Raw genomic sequence first — 19985 nt, forward strand, 5'->3', positions numbered from 1 at the left:
GATTACAATTGCTTCACCTTTTCCTCGAAGGTTCGCACAGGCAATTAAGGCAGGTCTCCTGACTCTCGATCAACAATCTTCTTTTCCTTCCCATCCTTTGACAGAACAGTGGAAACATAAGAAGATTTCCCGATTACAGTGGCGGGACCGTGCTGGACTTGAACCAGCTTCCCTTTTAACGTTTTATTTGAAATAAAACGGACCTTAACCGCATATTCAGCTATATCCATTATACCTCTTACCGGCAAAATGAAAAGTTTAATTTATGTTCAATGATGCCCGGGACTTCGGGCTGACTTCCAGCCAGTCGCTCTTGAGCAGGCCCATAACATGTATATCAAAATACTGATCTTTGTCAAAGTAGGCTTGCCTTCTGACGCCTTCCTTTTGAAACCCCAGGGATTTCAGGAGCTTCAGGCTTTTTGTGTTATATTCGTAGACCTCAGCATCAATCCTGTAGGTCTCATGCTGAAACAGGTGCTGAAAGATGCCTGCAAGTGCTTCCCCCATGTATCCTTTTCCTTGTTCGGCACCGAGTCCGAACCGAAGCCAGCCATAACGCTGCGAGCTTCCCATCCAGTTGAAACGGACGTACCCAACAGGCTGCGAGCTCCTCTTTTCGATGATCATCAAGTAAGATTCGTTCAGCTGGCTTAAGCTTTTCTCAATATCCTGCCTTTGATTGCCTTCATTAATTATGGTCATAGAACCTGTAGACATTTTCCGAAAGAGAGGGCCGCTTTTCCATTGTGCGATGACAGAGGCATCACTCACCGTAATTTCCCTGATCTTCAGTCTTTCAAATTCAAGCTTCATTTTCGGCATGTTCCAAGCCTCCCCGTTTGTACCGAGTATGAAATGATTTATTTTATCATAATATGCAGCTCCTCAAATTTAAAGATGATATCTCCTGTCTTTATAGGTTCCCGTGTGAGGTAGGTTTAGAGATTTGAGGATTTTTTCGGATATTGAACGGGATGATAGGGATAGAAAGGATCTGAGTTCACGGTTTGTGATTGTTGGGCTTATGAGAAGTTTATAGTCTTCCAGAGAGTGTCGGTGGGCGTGCTCGGAGGAATGATTACAGAATGGACAAAGCCATTTAACAGCATATGTTTTATTCATGCCAATGGCAAAGCAAGATGGGCAATGAACGCCTTTTAAAACATCGTTTGGCGATACCTGAAACTTTGCTAGTATGTCCGGATCATAATGGACGTGGTTTTTGTAAAGTTGTTTTACCGCTCTATTGATTTCTTTATCCGTCATAGCTGGTTTGGCGTAATGGGTTTGCATGGTTGTGATTACTGATGGGGGGCTTGCACTGTGGATAATGCTGCGGGAAAGATCAGGAATCAGAGGATTTTTTATAAGCGTATAAGGACTGCTCACGACGACGAGGGTTTCAATTGGAACGGGTGGGAGCTTTCTAGCTGCTAGCCAAGATGAAAGCCGGTTCTTTTGACGCTCTACCTGCAAGAGAGGATCTGGAAAGGCTTCTTCCTTATCATTATTTGTTCGGATCAATTGACGATAGTTTGTATCAAATGTGAGGCTGCCAGATAGATTTTTCACTTCTAGAATTAAAAAGAAATACGGGGAAAGGATGAGGAAGTCCATTTGAAAGTAATAGGAGCCTTCTAAAAGTCTTAGTCCGTGAAAAATCTTATACCTTTTATGAGGTAGGTGTTCCAGGTAGTAAAAGAGTGACTGCTCTCCCTTGTAACCTGCCATTTGTTTGGAAAAACTTTGTTCAAGTTTAGGGCGTTTCGGATGATTTGCTGGCAGCCTCCTTAACAAGGCTTCTAACTTCTGAATATAAATCGGCAATTTCTGTTCGATCACAGTATAACGATCACATCCTCTTTACTTTTTGGGGTTAACTTCTCTAGAAAACACCTTTTCTCCTTCTCTTTGAGGACTTAAATTTTATGTGGAATGCTCAGCTGATGAAATACGCGCCACTTTCTATGATTTATTCGCGAATTCCCTTAAAATACGCGCCTATCTGCAAAAAATACGCGCCAGTCTGATCACTTTACGCGCCAATCAACAAAAAACCGCTTGAGACTGATCAGGTCTCAAGCGGTTTACGTAAAATAGCTTACTTTTGAAGATTGTAGAATGCGCTCAATCCAGGGTAGCGGCTGATGCTTGCCAATTCGTCTTCGATACGAAGCAATTGGTTGTACTTCGCTACACGGTCAGTACGGGAAGGAGCACCTGTTTTGATTTGTCCAGCGTTAGTCGCAACAGCGATGTCAGCGATTGTGCTGTCTTCACTTTCACCAGAACGGTGAGAGATTACTGCAGTATAGCCTGCGCGTTTCGCCATTTCGATCGCGTCGAATGTTTCAGTCAGCGTACCGATTTGGTTAACTTTGATAAGGATGGAGTTACCCACACCTTGCTCGATACCTTGAGCAAGTTTGTTTGTGTTCGTTACGAAAAGATCGTCTCCTACAAGCTGGATTTTGTCGCCAAGACGGTCAGTCAATAGCTTGTGGCCTTCCCAGTCGTTTTCATCTAAGCCATCTTCAATGGAGATGATTGGGTATTTAGAAACAAGATCTTCGTAGAAAGCAACCATTTCTTCAGATGTTTTAACAACACCCTCACCAGAAAGATGGTATTTTCCGTCTTCTTTGTTGAAGAGCTCAGAAGAGGCAACATCCATTGCAAGACGAACTTCTTCACCTGGTTTGTAGCCAGCTTTTTCGATCGCTTCCATGATCGTTTGAAGCGCTTCTTCGTTAGAAGAAAGGTTTGGTGCGAATCCGCCTTCGTCTCCTACAGCTGTGTTTAATCCTTTTTCCTTTAACACAGATTTAAGGCTGTGGAAGATTTCAGCTCCCATACGAAGTGCTTCAGAGAATGTTGGTGCGCCGACTGGCATAACCATGAATTCTTGAATGTCAACGTTGTTATCAGCATGCTCTCCGCCGTTGAGGATATTCATCATTGGAACTGGAAGAGTTTTTGCGTTGAATCCTCCAAGGTACATGTACAAAGGAAGACCAAGTAGATCAGCAGCAGCACGTGCTACAGCCATGGAAACACCAAGAATAGCGTTTGCTCCGAATTTTCCTTTGTTTTCTGTTCCGTCAAGATCGATCAACGTTTTGTCGATGCCGACTTGATCCAATACATCATATCCGATCAATTCTGGAGCGATTAGTGTGTTTACGTTCTCTACTGCTGTTTGTACACCTTTTCCCAGGTAACGGCCTTTGTCGCCGTCACGAAGCTCAACTGCTTCGTATTCACCAGTGGATGCACCGCTAGGCACGATCGCACGGCCGAATGCACCGGACTCTGTGTAAACTTCTACTTCTACTGTTGGATTCCCGCGGGAGTCCAATACTTCACGAGCATATACTTCAATAATTGCTGACATAAATTTTCTCTCCTTATCAAACAAGATTTTATGGTGAGGAACAAGGCTGTTCTGCAGGGGCCCTCTTTCGATCAGCCTTTTCCTGATTTCAAAAATTAGCCTTTGATTAACGTTTCCCCAGTCATCTCTTTAGGCTGTTGGCCGCCGAGAAGTGTCAGGAACGTTGGTGCGAGGTCGGCAAGTTTGCCGCCGTCGCGAAGTTGGATATCTTTTTTCGTAACGATGACCGGCACCGGATTAGTCGTATGAGCAGTCATTGGTTTGCCTTCCATCGTTATCACTTCGTCTGCGTTTCCGTGGTCAGCCGTAATGATAGCATAGCCGTCTTTTGCAAGGATCGCATCCACGACTTTCCCTAGGCACTCATCTACTGCTTCAATCGCTTTAACGGTTGGTTCAAGCTTGCCTGAATGCCCGACCATATCCGGATTGGCAAAGTTCAAAATAATCGCATCATGGTTTTCGGCTTCGATCTCTTTTACAAGAGCGTCCGTCACTTCATAAGCACTCATTTCAGGTTTTAAATCATAGGTCGCCACTTTCGGCGAATCAATCAAAATCCGCGTTTCACCATCAAACTCAGCTTCGCGTCCGCCGCTGAAGAAGAAGGTAACATGCGGGTATTTTTCAGTTTCTGCAATACGCAGCTGTTTATAATTTTGTTGAGAAAGAACTTCTCCCAGCGTGTTGTCCAAGTTCGTAGGTTTGAACGCTACGTCACCTTTGACGGTTTCACTGAAGTTCGTTAAGCATACAAAGTGAATGTCTTTCGGAAAATGATCTCCCCGGTCAAAACCGCGGAAATCTTCATTCGTGAAAACCTGTGAAATCTGAATGGCTCGGTCTGGACGGAAGTTGCAGAAAATGATGGCATCTCCGTCTTGGATGGTAGCAACCGGAGAACCGTCTTCTTTCTTCAGTACAGAAGGAAGCACGAATTCATCATAGATTTCATTTTTGTAAGAGTCTTCCACCACTTCGATCGGATCAGTGTAATCCGGACCTTCACCATAAACCATGGCACGGTAGGATTTCTCCACACGATCCCAGCGTTTGTCACGGTCCATAGAGTAATAGCGTCCGGATAATGTCGCGATTTGGCCTAAGCCCAGCTCGTCCATCTTTTTCAATGTTTGCTCGATATAGCCTTTTGCCGATTGCGGAGGAACGTCCCTGCCGTCCAAGAAGCCATGCAGGTAAACATTTTCTACTCCTTGCTTTTTAGCCGTTTCAAGCAATGCAAAGATATGGTCGATGTGGCTGTGGATCCCGCCGTCAGAAAGAAGTCCGAAAATGTGAAGGTTTGTCCCCTTCTTCTTCACTTCATCCATTGCTTCAATAAAGGTTGGGTTTTCATAGAAATCCCCTTCCTTGATCGAAAGATTCACACGGGTAAGGCTTTGGTAAACAATACGGCCAGCACCAATATTCAAATGTCCGACTTCAGAGTTCCCCATCTGGCCTGGAGGAAGCCCTACAGCTTCTCCGCATGCCGTTAAATGGTTGTGAGGATATGTTTCCCAATATCGGTCAAAGTTTGGTTTTTTCGCATGGGCTACAGCATTTCCTTTTTCTTCGCTGCGGCATGCAAAACCATCAAGAATAATCAGTGCGACAGGTTTCTTAGGCATTGTTTACACCTTCCAAAAGCTGAAGGAACGATTGTGGCTCAAGGCTTGCTCCTCCAACGAGAGCACCGTCGATATCAGACATGCCCATTAGTTCTTTGATGTTGCCTGGCTTCACGCTTCCGCCGTATTGAATGCGAACTTGGTCTGCTGCTTCTTGTGAGAATTGTTCAGCGATCACGCTGCGAATGTATCCGCAGACTTCGTTGGCATCTTCAGAGGAAGCTGTTTTTCCCGTACCAATCGCCCAAACTGGCTCATAGGCAACAACAGTACGTTTAACTTGTTCTTCGGAAAGACCTTGAAGTCCTTTTTCCGTTTGTGTTTTTACAACGTCTTTTGTTTGATCTGCTTCACGCTGTTCAAGTGTTTCACCGACACAAACGATTGGAGTTAATCCGTGGTTAAAAGCAGCATGCGTTTTTTGGTTAACGAGCTCATCTGTTTCACCAAAGTACTCGCGGCGCTCGGAGTGTCCAAGAACAACATAGCCAACACCAAGGTCCTTCAGCATAACAGGGCTGATTTCACCTGTGAAAGCTCCATTATCCTCAAAATGCATGTTCTGTGCACCTACACCGAGGTCTGTTCCCTTAGATGCGTTTACGAGTGCGTCCAAGAATAAAGCTGGTGCACAAACAACAGAATCTACTGTATCTGAAGAAGGGATCAATCCTTTCACTTCTTCAACAAAAGATTTTGCTTCAGAAAGGGTTTTATTCATTTTCCAGTTTCCTGCAATAATTGGTTTTCGCATGTTTTTCACCTTCCTAAGAACATACAGCATCCCCATAAAGTTCAGGGGACTTCACGGAAAGCTGTACTGCTCTTCATCGATTTCTTTTCAAACGAGTTTTACTTGTCGTTTAATGCTGTAACGCCAGGAAGCTCTTTGCCTTCCATGAATTCAAGTGAAGCACCTCCGCCTGTTGAGATGTGGCTCATTTTGTCTGCATAGCCAAATTTCTCAACTGCAGCTGCTGAGTCACCGCCGCCGATTACACTGTATGTGTCTTTGGCTTCAGCAAGTGCTTCTGCAACAGAACGGGTTCCTTTAGAGAATGCTTCCATTTCGAAAACACCCATCGGTCCGTTCCATATTACAAGTTTCGAATTCTGAATGGTATTTCGGTACTTTTCAATCGTTTTAGAACCGATATCAAGCCCTTCCCAATCAGACGGGATGGCATCGATGCCCACAACCTTCGTGTTTGCATCGTTTGAGAAGTCATCGGCAACAAGAATATCTTCAGGAATGAGGAAGTTAACTCCCTTTTCCTTCGCTTTTTCCATGAAGCCTTTAGCTGTTTCAATCTTATCTTCTTCCAATAAAGATTTACCTACATCGTGGCCTAAAGCTTTGATGAACGTGTAGCCAAGCCCTCCGCCGATGATCAGGTTGTCCACTTTATCTAGCAGATTATTGATCACGTCGATTTTGTCTTTAACTTTGGCACCGCCAATGATAGCAGTGAAAGGACGGTCAGGATTGGATAGAGCCTTTCCAAGCACATCAAGTTCTTTTTCCATCAGGAATCCTGCAACAGCTGGAAGGTGTTTTGCAACGCCTTCAGTAGATGCGTGCGCACGGTGGGCTGCACCGAATGCATCGTTCACATACACGTCAGCGAGTTCAGCAAATTTCTGTGCTAATTCAGGATCATTTTTTTCTTCTCCAGGATAAAAGCGGACGTTCTCAAGAAGAATGACGCCTCCGCTGTCAAGGCTTGACAGCGCACTCTTCACTTCTTCGCCGTATGCTTCGTCCGTTTTTACAACTTCTTTGCCAAGGAGATCGCTTAAGCGCTGTGCCACTGGGGTCAAGCGAAGCTCTTCAGCCACTTGGCCTTTCGGGCGTCCGAGATGGCTCGCCAATAAAACTTTGGCACCTTGCTCTGTTAAGTATTGAATCGTTGGGAGTGCCGCACGGATTCGAGTATCGTCGGTAATTTTCCCATTTTCCATCGGAACGTTAAAGTCAACGCGGCAGAAGACCACTTTTCCATTAACATCGATGTCACGAACTGTTTTCTTGTTCATAAGTATAACCTCCTGACAGTCTTAAATTAAAGAAGAAGAGAATCCCTTTTACACACCCTAGTTTAACCTAAAATGCGCAGGTGAAAACGGGAAGTTCAGGTACTGCGCCCGTCTTCCGTAAATCTTAAGTTTAAAAGAAAAGCTTTTAGCAACATGAAACTGCTAAGAGTTCCTTACAAGGGAAAGAGGGTAAGGGCATCTTTCAACCCTTCCCCTCTACTTTAAATCTCTCTATTATTAAAGTCCTTTTTTAGCAATAAAGTCAATAAGGTCTACAACACGGCTGGAGTATCCAGTTTCGTTGTCGTACCAAGAGATCACTTTAACCATGTTGCCTTCCATAACCATTGTAGAAAGACCGTCAACTGTAGAAGAGTTAGTGTTACCGTTATAGTCAGTAGAAACAAGCGGCTCATCGCTGTAGCCAAGAATGCCTTTTAGTGGGCCTTCAGCTGCTTCTTTCAATGCTGCATTGATTTCTTCTGCAGAAACTTCTTTGTCGAGTTCAGCAACAAGGTCTACTAATGATACGTTTGGAGTTGGAACACGCATTGCCATACCGTTTAGTTTTCCTTTTAGTTCAGGAAGTACTAGAGAAACAGCTTTTGCAGCACCAGTTGTTGTAGGAATGATGTTTTCTGCAGCAGCACGTGCACGACGGTAGTCTTTATGCGGAAGATCAAGGATTTGCTGATCATTTGTGTATGAGTGAACAGTTGTCATCATACCGCGTTTGATACCGAATTTTTCGTTTAGTACTTTAGCGAAAGGAGCTAGGCAGTTTGTTGTACAAGAAGCGTTAGAAATTACATCGTGGCTTCCAGCATCGTATTTGTCTTCGTTAACACCCATTACTACAGTGATATCTTCGTCACTTGCAGGAGCAGAGATGATAACTTTTTTAGCGCCAGCTTCTAAGTGTTTAGCAGCGTCAGCACGTTTTGTGAAACGTCCAGTAGATTCAACAACTACTTCTACACCAAGGTCTCCCCATCCTAATTGAGCAGGGTCACGCTCAGCCAATACTTTGATTTCTTTGCCGTTTACGATTAGCGCATTTTCGCCGACTTCAACAGTCGCATCAAGCTTTCCGTGTACAGTGTCATGCTTCAATAGGAAAGCAAGCATGTTTGCGTCTGTTAAATCATTAACAGCCACCACTTCTACGTTAGGGTTGTTTAGCGCTGCACGAAATACGTTACGGCCAATACGACCGAATCCATTAATACCAACTTTAGTTGCCATTTAAAATGACCTCCTTATAATTAGAAAGAAAAATATAGTTAAAGGGAAAACCCTTTAGTCACACAATAAGTTACATAGTCTTTCACAAGCTTGCAAGAAGTTTGTTTGCTGCCCCTTCATCGGTGATCAGCACCTTCTTGGGGCCATGCTTCATGAATGCCGCAATCGCTTCTGCTTTCGAAGCACCACCTGCAACAGCCATGATGAAATCACTATTTTTCAGGTCATTCAATTGAAGACCGATCGTTCGAACACGATGCACTACTTCTCCATGATGGTCGAAGTAATAGCCGAAAGCTTCCGCTACCGCTTTTTCGTGTTCGAGTTTTTCCAGCACAGCAGAAGAAGAATTCCTTCTGTTGGCCATTGTTTTAGCATCGCCAATTCCATGGATGACTATACTTGCTGAACGGATCAGCTCCATGACTTCTTTTACCCCGAGTTCCTCAATCAGTGAAAGGTAAGTTTCCTTACTAAGTTGATCCGGTAAATGAAGCAGACGGTACTCACCTCGTGCTTTTACAGCCATCGTTGAACAGATGGTGTTTGCCTGATTTTCTACCTTTTCGCCTAGACCGCCTCTGGCTGGGACAAACAGAAGGTCTTGGTCCTTGTTTCCAGGAGTCATCATTTCAGCAACAGCAGCGATGGTTGTGCCGCCGGTCACTGCAATGACATTATTGCCTGTTAACTCCTGTTTCAGCCTCATTACTGCCGCCTTGCCCATTTCACTTTTAATCCAAGGATCTTCATCACTGTCGCCAGGAACGATAATCACTTCAGACAGGTTTAAGTTTTCCCTTAACTTCATTTCTAAAACGCGAAGCCCGGCGAGTTCATTCATTAGAACTTCCAGCCGTTCAAGAACATCTAATCCATCAGGAGTAAGCGACATACCGCCCGGCAGGATGGAAAGCAGCCCCTGGTCTTTCAAAAAGCTGACCTCCGCACGGAGAACCCTTTCCGTCATATTGAGGTTGATGGCAAGGCTTCGTCTGCCGATGGGTTCATGAAAGCGAACAATTTTAAGTATGCTGTATCGTTTTCTCATAACCTCCAGAAGATCAGGCAAAAGCTTCTTCTGTATTTCTATCAAATCGTTCATCATGCATTCCCCTTGTCTTTTTGTACGGCAGAACATAAGAGGAGCCCAATACTTTTAGGGACATTTATCGTCCCGGTTAGCCATTTTACGTCCCAATGATGCTATAAAAAAATGACTATGTTTAAGTCTCCTTCATTCTAACAAAACATGTGACAACATTTCAACAAAAATTACTTATCAATTGTAAGTAAACGCTTTCTTAATGATTCCTTATGAATCTGCCCGTACTGAATCTCTTCATCCGCTACCGTAATCACTGGGATCATCATCCCATATTTTTCGATGAGTTCATCTGATCGGTAAATATCAACTTTTTGGATCTCCATCGGAATTTCCTCTTGAAGTTCCTCTAATATAGTATGCGCTTTATCGCAGAGCGGACAATGGTGTTTTGTATAAAATGTGATCGAAAGTGGACTCATACTCAACATTCCCTTTTCATCTTTTTTTATTCGTACCCTTGTTATCATTATAAATTAAAAACAAAGCACCTGGCTTGGCTTAATAAGAAAAGCGCAGGCGCCCAGTTTAGGTCCGACAAGCGCTGGAACTATTGCCCCGCAACACGCTTTTTGTGTTGAAGGGCAATAGTGAAGCATCGCTTCTACGCTCGGGTGTCAGGAATATCTTTTCCGCTTGGAAGAGGAAGCGATGTTCAGCTCCTCTCTGTACTTGGCGACCGTACGCCTTGAGATGCTCAAGCCCTTTTCGCTGGCAAGCATTTCGGCAATCGCCTGATCAGACAGCGGCTTTGCTTTATCTTCTGCTTCAATTACTTTTCTTATGGCAAGCTTGGCCGTTTGGGCAGAAGCGTTCTCTCCGTTTACCGTTTCGATTTTTGCTGTAAAAAAATATTTCAGTTCGAATGCGCCTTTCGGTGTTTGAATGACCTTGTTTTTAACCGCCCGGCTGACTGTTGATTCGTGCATGCCGATCCGTTCAGCTACTTCCCTTAAGGTAATCGGAACGAGATGTTCAGGGCCCCTTTTTAAAAAGTTCTGCTGAACTGAGACGATCTCTTTGGCGATCATGATGAGCGTGTTCTTTCTTTGTTCAAGGCTCTTCTGCAGCCATTGAAGCTTTTGATAATGTTCCTGCAAGTACTGTGCAGCACCGCTGGCCTTTGATTTTAATAAATGAGCATAGCTTTCATTCAGCTGCACTTTGGGCGTGAAATGATCGTTGATGGCGAGTTTGTACGTTCCATTATCTTCAAAGACGGAAAGGTCTGGATACAAGTATCCCAGTTCACTGTGGCTGGACAGTTTTTGCCCCGGCTTCGGATCAAGAGTCAGAATAAAGTCGGCAGCCTGTTCTACAGCCTGTACATTCGTTCCAAGAGCAGCAGCAATCTGCTTAATTTTTCGGTCTGCGAGCTGATCAAGGTGAGTATCAGCGATAAGGTAGGACAGATCATCCTCCATGCCAAGCGATTTCAATTGCAGTAGAAGACATTCCCTAAGGTTACGGGCTCCAATGCCTGCTGGCTCCAGCTGATGAAGCCAATCTATGGCTTCTCCATATCTTTCGGTGCTGATTCCGAAACGCTGTTTAATTTCATCTTCCGTTATATCCAGGTATCCGGCCTGGTCTATATTTAAGATGAGATAGCGGACAACAGCTGCAATCTCATCTGATGCAGGTATGGCTAACGCTTGATGAAGCAGGCGGTCGTGCATGGTTTCTTCAGCAGGCTGCATCATCCCGATCACATCCGCATCTTGCGTTGTTTTACTTTTTTGAAGCGCTTTCTTTTTATCGGTATTAAAAAAGACTGGCGAATCCGCCAACTCAATGAGGGGATTTTCTACCGCTTGTTCTTGTAAAAATTGAGAAAGTTCATAGCAAGGATATTGCAGGATGGCAATGGCCTGGCGAAGCTCTGCAGTCATGACAAGACTTAAATTTTGTTGTTGAAATAATCCCAGCTCCATTATAAATCCCTCCCGTTACTATGATACTATAGAATGTCAGCAGGCAACACTGAAAAAGATTTGAAGTTCCTTCCATCAGGTTAACACTGCTGGAGCTTGCGATTTTTGGGCACAAAAAAAAGGACCATTACTGGCCCTTTTATCACGCTATTAAAGTTTAGTAACGTTAGCAGCTTGAGGTCCGCGAGCACCATCAACGATTTCAAAAGATACTTCTTGACCTTCGTCTAAAGATTTGAAACCTTCAGATTGGATAGCAGAAAAGTGTACGAATACATCGTCTCCACCTTCAACTTCGATGAAACCGAATCCTTTTTCTGCGTTGAACCATTTTACTTTCCCGTTTTGCATGGGTATATCCTCCTGTCGGCGCGTTAAAGCGCTTTAAAAATTGGAACCATGTGACAATGCTACAAAAACTAAAAGAAAACACATATTGTTTACATCCAGTCATAATAACACGTATATGGTCAGCACAACTATATCATGGTAATTTCCAATTGTCAAAACAAGGCGCTTAATTTATTCTTGGTGCCTGGCACCAAGAATATAATTTTCTGTTTTGGTGCCTGGCACCGGAATCTGATACTATATAAACAGTTGAAACGAAGGAGTGCTGCAACCATGGCTGAACAATTTTCAGTGGCTTTTTTTGAAGAAAATTTCAAACAATACATCGAACGGAACAAAGACGTGTTTACGAAATCGCACGCAATGAATGCCTATTACCGATCCATTGTCGGAACCCTCATCAATGACCATCTCAACAAAAACGCAGAAATCGTCCGCCGGATCCGAAATCTCGAAACAGCTTATACAAATGTAAAGAATAGCTGATCCTCTTTAACTATAAAACTTTTGACGTGCCATACGTTTAAAACCTGGTGTCGCGGGAATGATGATGATAGTCTAAACATATTGTTAAATAAAGGATTGTGAAGCCTCTACATAGAATTATCAACAAAGAAGCTTTTCGTTTGACCTTTTTTGACCTTTTTTGTATGATGTCAGTAACACATGAAAACACACCATAAAAGGAGGATTATTCATGAATTTAATTCCTACAGTTATTGAACAAACGAACCGTGGCGAACGTGCATATGATATTTACTCCCGTCTGTTAAAAGACCGTATTATCATGCTTGGAAGCGGCATTGATGACAATGTATCCAACTCTATCGTAGCTCAGCTGCTCTTTCTTGCTGCCGAGGACCCTGAAAAGGATATCTCCCTTTACATAAACAGTCCTGGCGGATCCATCACAGCAGGTATGGCGATTTATGATACGATGAACTTCATCAAGCCTAACGTTTCCACGATCTGCATCGGTATGGCGGCTTCCATGGGAGCATTCTTGCTTGCAGCCGGTGAAAAAGGAAAACGCTATGTACTTCCAAACTCTGAGGTTATGATTCACCAGCCTCTAGGCGGAACACGCGGACAGGCAACAGACATTGAAATTCATGCTCGCCGTATCATCCAAATGCGCGAACAGCTTAACAAAATTCTTTCTGAAAAAACAGGCCAGCCTCTTGAAGTGATTGAGCGCGATACAGACCGTGACAACTTCATGCTAGCTGAGGATGCTGTAAAATACGGACTTGTTGACCGTGTCATCTCTTCCGTAGAAGATCCTAAAAACATTTAATGAAATGAAAACAAGAAAGCCGCTCATCTTTTTACGAGCGGCTTTTATTTTGGGGAGATGATCATGAACCTATACAATGTCCTGGTTTCCATCGGAGTCATCTTCATCGTAATTTTAATATTGGCGATGTTCGCCCGGACAAAACGGTAAAGCTTCTTCGGTATCCGGGCTTTCTAGCAATGGGAGACAGTTTACATAATATGTGTTTGGCTAGTATTTCTTATATTTTGGCCCCGGCAATCTGCGAACCCTACATGCGGCAAAACGCCCATAACAACACAAAAAACAGGGCAAAAGCTCTTCGATGATGATAGGATCATATCGAACCCGCTTTTGCCCTTTTACTTCTTCTATTTTCTTCAATAAAACCTAGTTCTGCTCCGTAATGAAGGCTTCAAGCCCCTTGATCGCTTCTTCTTCATCATGTCCGCTAACAGAAATGGTAATATCGACGCCAGATCCGATGGCCAGGCTCATGATTCCCATAATACTTTTTGCATTGACTCTTTTTCCGTCTTTTTCTACAAATACTTCAGAGTTGTAACGGTTCGCTTCCTGCACAAATAAGGCAGCCGGACGGGCTTGCAATCCGGTTTTCAATTGAACAGTTACCTTCTTCTCGATCATTGCTGTTCCTCCTTTTAAAGATTAGTGTGTAGTTTTGTTTTTATTTCGAAATGGGTTGTCCTAACCGAATTTTGTCAGCGATTTCATCAATTTTCCGAAGCCTGTGGTTGACGCCCGATTTGCTTACTGCGCCTGAAGAAACCATCTCACCTAGCTCTTTCAGGGTAATTTCCTGATGGGCGACGCGGAGTTCAGCGATCTCGCGGAGTTTGTCAGGAAGAACTTCGAGACCAACCTGGTTTTCAATAAATTTGATATTCTCGACCTGCCTCATTGCTGCACCCACTGTTTTGTTCAAATTGGCGGTTTCGCAGTTTACGAGGCGGTTGACGGAGTTTCTCATATCCTTCAAGATCCTGACGTCCTCAAAATAGAGCATAGCGTTGTGCGCTCCAATTAAAGTAAGGAACTCAGATATCTTTTCCCCGTCTTTCAAATAAATAATGTATCCTTTTTTGCGTTCAAGCATTTTTGCCTTTAGATCAAAGGTGTTCATCAGCTCGCACAGGGCTGCTGTATGTTCCTCATACATTGAAAAAATCTCAAGATGGTAACTCGTTTCCGGATGATTGATAGATCCTCCGGCAAGAAAAGCACCTCTCATGTATGATCGGCGGCAGCAGGAATTCTTTTGAATGTTTTCTGCGATCCCCCTGTTGAACGTGAAGGTTTCATCTATGATATTTAAATCCTCTAGAAGAGCTCTTGCTTCCTGAGTGAGCCTGACGATGTACACGTTGTTTTTCTTCAGCCTCATTTTTTTCCGGACCAGGAGTTCCACATGAAAGGAATACACTCTCTTGATCAATGTATAGATAAGCCGGGCAATGGCGGCATTCTCAGTTGGAATATCCAGAACGATCTGGCGGTTCGAAAAAGAGATAGAACCATTCATTCGGATCAGCGCTGCCAATTCCGCCTTTGCACAGCAATCTTTCATCTCCAGTTGGGTCAGTTCTTTTTTTGTTTCTGCCGCAAAAGACATCTTTTTCACCCCTCTTCTATCCACTACGGTAACGTGAGGGTTAGATAGCTGTTATTCAGCCTTCAATTTCTGAAAAAACTACTCCTTTATCCCAGTAATGAAAGAAGCAGTTCAGATACACGTTTCGCATCATGGCGCACTAAAGTGCCATATTGAATTATATTATCACTAATGATCTTAAAACCAAAAGATTTTAAACGATCCATATCGCAGGTAACCTGTTCGGCTCCCTCTTCGCGATAGAGTTCCAAAAATTCTTCAGGAATAATTTCATTGTTAACGATCACGACATCAACAATTTTTTCGCCGACGTGATCAATCAGTGCCTGGACATGGTCACTTGCTGAAAAGTGGTTCGTTTCCCCTTTTTGAGTCATGGCGTTACAAACATAAACTCTAGGCACCGTTGACTTGAGAACGGCATCCCGAATACCGCCAACCAATAAATTGGGCAGGATGCTCGTATAGAGGCTTCCGGGTCCCACAACAATCAAGTCAGCCTCATTGATCGCGTTTACGCTGGCCTCTAATGGTTCGATATGGTCAGGCGTAAGAAATACACGCTTAATTCGTTTATTGCGGAGAGGGATTTTGGACTCCCCGGTAATAAATGAACCATCTTCATATTCTGCGTTTAAGATGACGCTTTTATTAGCCGCCGGCAGCACTTGCCCTCGGACATTCAGCACCTTGCTCAGTTCCCTGATCCCCATGACAAAATCCCCGGTGATGTCATGCATGGCAGCCAGCAGCAAATTCCCCAGGGAATGGCCGGTAATGCCGTCACCAGTTGTAAAACGATGCTGAAAAAGCCGTTCCACTAGAGGTTCAACCTCAGAGAGTGCAGCAAGGACGTTGCGCACGTCTCCCGGTGGAGGCATATCGTAATCTTTTCGGAGTCGGCCAGAGCTGCCTCCATCATCAGCAACGGTAACGATCGCCGTAATGTCTACGGGAAAGCTCTTTAAGCCTCTGAGAAGAACGGAAAGCCCGGTGCCTCCTCCCAGAACGACTATTTTAGATATAGGTTTCATTTAAGACTTATCCTTTCCCATGTCACGATGGCTGCTCAATGTAACAAACTCTTTGGACAAAGCATTCTTAATGTACTCTGCCAGAGCAACCGAGCGGTGTTTTCCGCCTGTGCAGCCAATTCCGATAATCAGCTGGCTTTTCCCTTCCCGCTTATATTGTGGAATCATAAAATTTAATAGATCGATAAGCTTTTCAAGAAAAGTCTTTGTTTCAGGCCACCGCAATACATATTCTGAAATATCCGGTTCTAGTCCAGTCCTTGGCCGCATGTGGTCAATGTAATGTGGGTTCGGCAAAAATCGCACATCAAATACGAGATCGGCATCGATCGGCATCCCGTATTTAAAACCAAATGACATGACATTTACGGTAAATGGATGGGACTTTTCCGAAGAAAATCGCTCAATAATCTTTTCGCGGAGCTGAATCGGTTTAAGGTCCGTTGTATCGATCACTTGCTGTGCACGGCCTTTTAGCTCTTCCAGCATTTCACGTTCCTGCATGATTCCCTGAAGAGGATTTCCGCTTTTCGCCAGGGGATGCGACCGTCTTGTTTCTTTGTATCTGCGGACGAGCGCTGCATCCTTGCTTTCAAGGTAAATAATCTGTGGCTGAATGTGAGAGTGGACAGGCAGCTGATCAAGCGTTGAAAACAGCTGGTCAAAAAACTCGCGTCCCCTTAAGTCCATGACAAGTGCCACTTTATTCAGCTTTCCATGTGACTCCTCCATAAGCTCAACAAACTTTGGCAATAATGCGGGAGGAAGATTATCAACACAAAAGAAGCCCAGGTCTTCAAAACTCTGCATCGCTACTGTTTTTCCTGCCCCGGACATCCCAGTTATAATTACCATTTGAACGTCCTGCTGCTCCATAACCGTTCCCCCCTCTTATTCTAAAAATCGTTAAAATATCGTTGATGTATTGTATGTGTTTAATCCTGTCGCCGTGTAAACTGCCGATCAAGCCGGATCGAGGCGATAGGACAGCAGTTCAAAATCCGGTGTATACGTGAACGTTCCAAAAATCATTCCCGTCCCGGTGAGAACATAATCCAAAATATGATGATCTCCAGGCGCCATCGGCAATGAACGTATTTCAGAGGCCTTTTTCCAGGCTAGAATCCCTTCATCAGACTCTTCCAGTGCCTCTCCTTCAGCTTCGGTTGCCAAAAAGGTGAACATCATCCATTCAGAAATAATCTTGTCTTTTTCTTTGATAATAAAATTAAATACACCCTTCAACTGAGGGTTTTTAATATAAACTCCTGTTTCTTCACGGTATTCCCGAATGACAGAATCCCTGATGGATTCCTCTGACTCCATCTTGCCGCCAGGGGCAACCCACCAGCCTCTTCTTGGTTTCTGCAAGAGAAGCACTTCGTTTTCTTTGACTAAAACACAGTTTGTTACTCTTTGCACAATGTTCACCTCAATCACCTGTTACATTAACTTTAGTATACTAAAAAATGCCACTCCTCACAATGAACACGTAGGATAGAACTAGTATTCCACAAAAAAAGGGCGCGGAATGCTTCCGCGCCAAAAGTCTTGCAATTTATAAAAAGGGGGTCAATTTCTTATTATTTATAGTACCCCATTTTTATTTCACCACTGTTACAGTCTGATTAAAACAGAATTACGAATTTACGCTTTCATTCTTTCTTTTAATTCCTCAACAAAATGCTGTGCCGATTGGGCGGCAATACTTCCGTCCCCCGTTGCTGTAACGATTTGGCGAAGTGTTTTTTCCCTTACATCGCCTGCAGCAAAAATGCCGGGAATCCTTGTTTCCATAAGCTCATTCGTTTCAACATAACCCGCTTCGTTTGTAATCCCCAAATTGACGAAAGCGCCATTCAAGGGAAGCATACCAACGTAGATGAATACGCCGTCTGCAGAAAACTCACGCTCTTCACCAGTCTCGGTGTTGACAAGCGTTAATTTGCTGACCTTATTGTTCTCACCGTGGATTTCTTTAACGGTATGGTTATATAAGAAATCGACTTTCTCATTATCAAAAGCACGCTGCTGAAGAATCTGCTGAGCACGCAATTTATCACGACGATGCACGATGGTTACTTTGCTCGCAAAACGTGTAAGGTAGACACCTTCTTCAACCGCAGAGTCTCCCCCGCCGACAACAACGAGCTCTTTATTTTTAAAGAACGCTCCGTCACATACCGCACAATAGGAAACGCCGCGTCCGCCAAGTTCCTTTTCACCTGGTACTCCTAGCTTTTTATATTCTGCGCCCGTTCCTATAATGATCGATCTTGCTTTAAATTCTTTCCTTCCGGATACGACCGTTTTGTATTCCTCGCCGTCGATGATCTCTTTCACATCACCGTAAGCATACTCCGCGCCGAATTTTTTCGCATGTTCAAACATTTTATTGGACAGTTCAGGCCCCAAGATCGTTTCAAACCCTGGATAGTTCTCTACATCTTCCGTATTGGCCATCTGTCCGCCCGGGATTCCGCGCTCAAGCATCAATGTGCTGAGGTTTGCCCTGGACGTATAGACAGCCGCAGTCATGCCCGCAGGACCTGCGCCGATGATTATAACGTCGTAAATTTTTTCTTCACTCATCATGATCCACTCCTTTGATCCTTCCCCAGAACATCTGTCTGCAAATCTTTATATTGTAGTTACATGGTATCGGCCAAAGGCTTTTTCGTCCATAGATTTGCTCAATCTACCCGTTCAAGACCTCTTTTGATAAATTGAATGCGCGAGGAGAGCATGGAAACCGTTATCCCATACAGCTCGGCGATCTGGCGCTGGGTTGCTCCGTCTTTTCGTTTTCTGGATACATAATCAATAGCCGCAGCAATCGCCTTATCATTTCTGAGCAGCGAGCTTTCAGAACGAGCCAGAATCATCGTTTCCAGCCATAAGAACGTCACATCGTCATCAATGGAAGCTCCATTTTCCTTCATGATAGAAAGGATGCTCAGCCCACTTGCAATGGTCGGAGAAACATTCTCTATGATCTGCTCTCCATCTTCTCCTTGAATAGAAACCTTTGTACCCGGATTCATCTCTACTAAAAGACTGGCCGCTACTTCTTTAAGGACGGTATGTTCATCATCCCTTGTGCAAAATTCCTGTAAGGTTTCAATGTTTTCTTCGCTATTATTCCCACGCAGTAAGGTTAAATGCACCAATTTACTTTTTTGCAGACCGCGTGCCACGTTATTAAAGCGCTGCATGAAATCCCTTTTTTGGGCATTCTCCTGTTTCACATACGAAGGCGCCCGGTATTGATAATCAGCACCCGTGACAGTCAGCTCGTCATTTTGTGCTTTCTCAAGATAATAAGAAGCGACCTGGCTTTTCGGATCAAGTTCCTGTGCCTTTGACCAGCAGTTCATTGCCCGCTCGGTCCGGCCAAGCGCATAGAATGAAACAGCCAGTAAATGAAGATAGGAAGGATCATTGTAGTAGTAATGTTTGTTGATGGATGCCAGCCAGCGGTTAGCCCAGGCATGCTCATTAAAGATGCCGAACGTGCTGCCGAGTTTATAGCGATGGTCCGGATGAATTGGATAGACCTTTTTCATCCCCTCAACCATTTCAGCAGCCTCTTCTTTTTTCCCCAATTGCTCGTAAAAAATAGCAAGATTACAGAGGGCATTCAAATTGCCCGGATTTTTATCCAGGATGGACGTGAGCACGTTCAATGCTTCCTCAAATTCATTTAAATAAAAATGAGTAAGAGCAAGATTGTTATACGCAGCCCAAAACGCAGGATGCTTGCTGATGAGTTCAGCCAGCTGTTTTTTTGCTTCCTTCAAGTCGCCTTTTTCAATACTGTGCCGGGCCTCTTCATGGCCGATGATCAATTCCTCTTCCTCTGTTAAAGCTTCACTTCCGGTCTCAAAATTGATCAAATCGATCAGTTCAAGTGCATCATCAAAAAATTCACCGTCAGGATCTTTTTTCATATAAAGCGAGGCATAGGTTTCGGCTTCTGAAAACATTCCCAAATGCGCATAGTTGTTTGCCATAAAAAAGTAACACTCACTAATGTCCTGTCCCATTGTTTCAAGCACCTGCACTAAATACAGGTTAGATTTATCATATTCACCCAGCTCGGCCAATGTGGATGCGAGCTGGCAATAAAATGCCGGTTCTTCGGGCTGCAGGTACACAGCTCGTTCAAATAATTTTCTTGCTTTATCTAAATCCTTCTTTTGGTAAGCTTTAATACCCCGGTGGAAATAATATTCTCCATCCTGCATGAAAGGAAGTATGCGCATGTCACTTTCCGCGTGATTTTCCTTTTTCATTCTTTCCTCCAATTTCTATGTAAAAAGCATATTACATAGCCTTTATT

At 43.9% G+C, this 19985-nt stretch carries 20 protein-coding genes and 1 riboswitch; of the genes, 2 read left to right on the forward strand and 18 right to left on the reverse strand.

Annotated features, from left to right (window positions below; all coding sequences use genetic code 11):
* Positions 1-31: 31 nt before the first annotated feature.
* A riboswitch (cobalamin riboswitch) is annotated at positions 32-222 on the reverse strand.
* Between the two features lie 36 nt (positions 223-258).
* The 11 genes from M1K46_RS01140 to cspD form a co-directional block, all read right to left on the reverse strand.
* Positions 259-825 carry a GNAT family N-acetyltransferase gene (locus tag M1K46_RS01140; protein WP_256224538.1) on the reverse strand — a complete coding sequence of 189 codons (567 nt, stop codon included), beginning with the start codon at positions 823-825 and terminating at the stop codon, positions 259-261.
* Between the two features lie 69 nt (positions 826-894).
* A complete protein-coding gene (locus M1K46_RS01145; RefSeq protein ID WP_256224539.1) occupies positions 895-1845 on the reverse strand; it encodes a nuclease-related domain-containing protein in 951 nt (316 codons plus the stop codon).
* Positions 1846-2104: 259 nt separating this feature from the next.
* Positions 2105-3397 (reverse strand): phosphopyruvate hydratase, encoded by a 1293-nt coding sequence (gene eno, locus M1K46_RS01150; RefSeq protein ID WP_053357097.1) that lies wholly within the window; start codon positions 3395-3397, stop codon positions 2105-2107.
* A gap of 95 nt (positions 3398-3492) precedes the next feature.
* Entirely contained in the window at positions 3493-5028 is a 1536-nt protein-coding gene (gene gpmI / locus M1K46_RS01155; RefSeq protein ID WP_256224540.1) for a 2,3-bisphosphoglycerate-independent phosphoglycerate mutase, read from the reverse strand.
* A complete protein-coding gene (tpiA, locus tag M1K46_RS01160; RefSeq protein WP_256224541.1) occupies positions 5021-5782 on the reverse strand; it encodes a triose-phosphate isomerase in 762 nt (253 codons plus the stop codon). The genes gpmI and tpiA overlap by 8 nt, the downstream gene beginning before the upstream one ends.
* A 98-nt stretch (positions 5783-5880) precedes the next feature.
* A complete protein-coding gene (locus tag M1K46_RS01165) occupies positions 5881-7065 on the reverse strand; it encodes a phosphoglycerate kinase (protein ID WP_053357094.1) in 1185 nt (394 codons plus the stop codon).
* Positions 7066-7302: 237 nt separating this feature from the next.
* Positions 7303-8310, reverse strand: a complete 1008-nt coding sequence (gene gap, locus M1K46_RS01170) for a type I glyceraldehyde-3-phosphate dehydrogenase (protein WP_053357093.1) — start codon at positions 8308-8310, stop codon at positions 7303-7305.
* Between the two features lie 82 nt (positions 8311-8392).
* A complete protein-coding gene (locus M1K46_RS01175; protein ID WP_256224542.1) occupies positions 8393-9415 on the reverse strand; it encodes a sugar-binding transcriptional regulator in 1023 nt (340 codons plus the stop codon).
* A 170-nt stretch (positions 9416-9585) separates the two neighbouring features.
* The gene (locus tag M1K46_RS01180) at positions 9586-9885 is read right to left on the reverse strand and encodes a glutaredoxin family protein (protein WP_309144542.1); all 300 of its coding nucleotides are present in this window, start codon (positions 9883-9885) and stop codon (positions 9586-9588) included.
* A 147-nt stretch (positions 9886-10032) separates the two neighbouring features.
* Complete coding sequence (gene rpoN, locus M1K46_RS01185; protein ID WP_256224543.1) at positions 10033-11349, reverse strand: RNA polymerase factor sigma-54; 1317 nt, start codon at positions 11347-11349, stop codon at positions 10033-10035.
* Positions 11350-11499: 150 nt separating this feature from the next.
* Positions 11500-11700, reverse strand: coding sequence for a cold-shock protein CspD (gene cspD / locus M1K46_RS01190; RefSeq protein WP_053357089.1), 201 nt, complete (start codon positions 11698-11700; stop codon positions 11500-11502).
* 273 nt (positions 11701-11973) lie between these two features.
* Here cspD and yvfG point away from each other — a divergent pair, with 273 nt between their 5' ends.
* Positions 11974-12186, forward strand: coding sequence for a protein YvfG (yvfG, locus tag M1K46_RS01195; RefSeq protein ID WP_053357088.1), 213 nt, complete (start codon positions 11974-11976; stop codon positions 12184-12186).
* 211 nt (positions 12187-12397) lie between these two features.
* Positions 12398-12997 carry an ATP-dependent Clp endopeptidase proteolytic subunit ClpP gene (gene clpP / locus M1K46_RS01200; RefSeq protein ID WP_053357087.1) on the forward strand — a complete coding sequence of 200 codons (600 nt, stop codon included), beginning with the start codon at positions 12398-12400 and terminating at the stop codon, positions 12995-12997.
* A gap of 369 nt (positions 12998-13366) precedes the next feature.
* Here the strand turns inward: clpP and M1K46_RS01205 are convergent, their stop codons facing one another.
* The 7 genes from M1K46_RS01205 to M1K46_RS01235 all read right to left on the reverse strand — a co-directional run bounded on the left by M1K46_RS01205 (position 13367) and on the right by M1K46_RS01235 (position 19938).
* Entirely contained in the window at positions 13367-13624 is a 258-nt protein-coding gene (locus M1K46_RS01205; protein ID WP_053357086.1) for an HPr family phosphocarrier protein, read from the reverse strand.
* A gap of 40 nt (positions 13625-13664) precedes the next feature.
* Positions 13665-14609, reverse strand: a complete 945-nt coding sequence (gene whiA / locus M1K46_RS01210; RefSeq protein WP_053357085.1) for a DNA-binding protein WhiA — start codon at positions 14607-14609, stop codon at positions 13665-13667.
* A gap of 86 nt (positions 14610-14695) precedes the next feature.
* Entirely contained in the window at positions 14696-15643 is a 948-nt protein-coding gene (locus tag M1K46_RS01215; protein ID WP_256224544.1) for a gluconeogenesis factor YvcK family protein, read from the reverse strand.
* Positions 15644-16519, reverse strand: coding sequence for an RNase adapter RapZ (gene rapZ / locus M1K46_RS01220; RefSeq protein ID WP_053357083.1), 876 nt, complete (start codon positions 16517-16519; stop codon positions 15644-15646). It abuts the gene before it with no gap.
* Between the two features lie 87 nt (positions 16520-16606).
* The gene (locus tag M1K46_RS01225) at positions 16607-17065 is read right to left on the reverse strand and encodes an NUDIX hydrolase (protein ID WP_053358469.1); all 459 of its coding nucleotides are present in this window, start codon (positions 17063-17065) and stop codon (positions 16607-16609) included.
* Positions 17066-17290: 225 nt separating this feature from the next.
* Positions 17291-18235, reverse strand: a complete 945-nt coding sequence (gene trxB, locus M1K46_RS01230) for a thioredoxin-disulfide reductase (protein WP_256224545.1) — start codon at positions 18233-18235, stop codon at positions 17291-17293.
* Positions 18236-18336: 101 nt separating this feature from the next.
* A complete protein-coding gene (locus M1K46_RS01235) occupies positions 18337-19938 on the reverse strand; it encodes a tetratricopeptide repeat protein (RefSeq protein ID WP_256224546.1) in 1602 nt (533 codons plus the stop codon).
* Positions 19939-19985: the final 47 nt, after the last annotated feature.

Origin of the sequence: Fictibacillus sp. WQ 8-8 (assembly GCF_024494405.1) — a bacterium.
Lineage (GTDB): Bacteria > Bacillota > Bacilli > Bacillales > Fictibacillaceae > Fictibacillus_C > Fictibacillus_C marinisediminis.

Excerpts from the sequence above, each read along its gene's own strand:
- M1K46_RS01140 (WP_256224538.1), bottom strand. The coding sequence starts at position 825 with ATGCCGAAAATGAAGCTTGAATTTGAAAGACTGAAGATCAGGGAAATT.
- eno (WP_053357097.1), bottom strand. The coding sequence starts at position 3,397 with ATGTCAGCAATTATTGAAGTATATGCTCGTGAAGTATTGGACTCCCGC.
- gpmI (WP_256224540.1), bottom strand. The coding sequence starts at position 5,028 with ATGCCTAAGAAACCTGTCGCACTGATTATTCTTGATGGTTTTGCATGC.
- tpiA (WP_256224541.1), bottom strand. The coding sequence starts at position 5,782 with ATGCGAAAACCAATTATTGCAGGAAACTGGAAAATGAATAAAACCCTT.
- M1K46_RS01165 (WP_053357094.1), bottom strand. The coding sequence starts at position 7,065 with ATGAACAAGAAAACAGTTCGTGACATCGATGTTAATGGAAAAGTGGTC.
- gap (WP_053357093.1), bottom strand. The coding sequence starts at position 8,310 with ATGGCAACTAAAGTTGGTATTAATGGATTCGGTCGTATTGGCCGTAAC.
- M1K46_RS01175 (WP_256224542.1), bottom strand. The coding sequence starts at position 9,415 with ATGAACGATTTGATAGAAATACAGAAGAAGCTTTTGCCTGATCTTCTG.
- M1K46_RS01180 (WP_309144542.1), bottom strand. The coding sequence starts at position 9,885 with ATGATAACAAGGGTACGAATAAAAAAAGATGAAAAGGGAATGTTGAGT.
- rpoN (WP_256224543.1), bottom strand. The coding sequence starts at position 11,349 with ATGGAGCTGGGATTATTTCAACAACAAAATTTAAGTCTTGTCATGACT.
- cspD (WP_053357089.1), bottom strand. The coding sequence starts at position 11,700 with ATGCAAAACGGGAAAGTAAAATGGTTCAACGCAGAAAAAGGATTCGGT.
- yvfG (WP_053357088.1), top strand. The coding sequence starts at position 11,974 with ATGGCTGAACAATTTTCAGTGGCTTTTTTTGAAGAAAATTTCAAACAA.
- clpP (WP_053357087.1), top strand. The coding sequence starts at position 12,398 with ATGAATTTAATTCCTACAGTTATTGAACAAACGAACCGTGGCGAACGT.
- M1K46_RS01205 (WP_053357086.1), bottom strand. The coding sequence starts at position 13,624 with ATGATCGAGAAGAAGGTAACTGTTCAATTGAAAACCGGATTGCAAGCC.
- whiA (WP_053357085.1), bottom strand. The coding sequence starts at position 14,609 with ATGTCTTTTGCGGCAGAAACAAAAAAAGAACTGACCCAACTGGAGATG.
- M1K46_RS01215 (WP_256224544.1), bottom strand. The coding sequence starts at position 15,643 with ATGAAACCTATATCTAAAATAGTCGTTCTGGGAGGAGGCACCGGGCTT.
- rapZ (WP_053357083.1), bottom strand. The coding sequence starts at position 16,519 with ATGGAGCAGCAGGACGTTCAAATGGTAATTATAACTGGGATGTCCGGG.
- trxB (WP_256224545.1), bottom strand. The coding sequence starts at position 18,235 with ATGAGTGAAGAAAAAATTTACGACGTTATAATCATCGGCGCAGGTCCT.
- M1K46_RS01235 (WP_256224546.1), bottom strand. The coding sequence starts at position 19,938 with ATGAAAAAGGAAAATCACGCGGAAAGTGACATGCGCATACTTCCTTTC.